Annotated in this window: 1 protein-coding gene and 1 pseudogene; both read right to left on the minus strand. The window is 70.8% G+C overall.

Going from position 1 to position 1230, the window contains the following annotated elements; translation table 11 throughout:
• Window positions 1-378: pseudogene (locus L286_RS25445) on the minus strand (biotin/lipoyl-binding protein); the annotation flags it as partial.
• Window positions 371-1230 (minus strand): efflux transporter outer membrane subunit (locus L286_RS25450; RefSeq protein ID WP_021222913.1); only part of this gene is annotated, 860 nt, incomplete at its 5' end. The pseudogene L286_RS25445 and the gene L286_RS25450, both read right to left, overlap by 8 nt.

Here is a 1230-nt window from a genome sequence, read left to right on the forward strand (position 1 = left end):
GGTCGCGACGGCTTGGCGGAAACGGCGGCGGGCCTCGGCCAGGTCGGCCTCCGCCTGCGCCACGGCGATGCGGGCGTTGGTGGGGTCCAGCTTCACCAATATGTCGCCGCGCTTGACCGCCTGGGTGTCCGTCACCAGCACCTCGACCGCCTGGGCGGAAATGAGCGGCGTCACCTGCGCCACTTCGGCATTCACATAGGCATTGTCGGTGCCGACATGGTTGCGGCCGACCAGCAGGTACCACAGGGCATAGGCCGCGCCGACGGCCAGCACGGCCAACGCCAGCCGCAGCAGCCATTTCTTCCGGGCTTCCATGCGCTGCGCCGCGGCGTCGGCCTTGCTCGCGTCGGACGTGAATTCGGGCTTGGCGTCAGCCATGGGGCGTATCCTTGGACAACTGGAGCTGTGTCTGCGCGCCGTTTCCGGCAAAGCCGCCGCCCAGCGCGCGAATGAGGGCGATGTCGAGCGTGAAGGCGCTCGCCTCCAGCTCCGCGACGGCCTGGCGGGCGGCCAGAAGCTGGTCCTCCACGTTCAGCACGTCAAGATAGGTGTTGAGGCCGCCTTCATAGCGCTGCCGGGCGATGCCATAGGCTTCCTCCGACGCGGTCAGCGCGGCGCGGGCGTCGGCCAGCCGCCGGTCCAGCGCCTTGCGGCCGGTCACGGCGTCGGCCACCTGCTGATAGGCGCCGAGCACCGTCTTGTCATAATTGGCCACCGCCTGGTCATAGACGGCGCGGGCGACGCGATACTGGCCGCTGAGCGCGCCGCCGTGGAAGATGGGCAGGCTGATCGCCGGGCCGGCATTGCCGAACAGCGAATCCTTCTTGAACAGCGTGTCGGTGAAGGGGCTGGGGCCGCCGGCAAAGCCGCCGTTCTGAAGCACTGTCTGGTAGCCCAGCGACTGGACGCCGATCAGGGCGTTCAGGCGGATGGCGGGGAAGAAATCGGCGCGGGCCACCTTGATCCGCTTGGCCGCCGCCTCCGTCCGGGCGAGCGCGGCGGCGATGTCCGGGCGGCGGGCGACCAGATCGGTGGTCACGTCCGCGGGCAGGCCGAGGGGGCCGGGCCTGCCCAGGCGGGGACGGGCGATGGCAAGGCCGCGGTCAGGCCCCGCGCCGATCAGCGCCGCAATCTGATGCCGGCGCACCGCGATAGCCTGGTCGGCGGCGGCGAGTTGCGCCTTGGCGGAGGAGACGGTGGCGTCCGCCTGCCGCTCGCTGCCGCGGGTTT

It is taken from the genome of Sphingobium sp. HDIP04 (genome assembly GCF_000445085.1).
Classification (GTDB): Bacteria; Pseudomonadota; Alphaproteobacteria; order Sphingomonadales; family Sphingomonadaceae; genus Sphingobium; species Sphingobium indicum.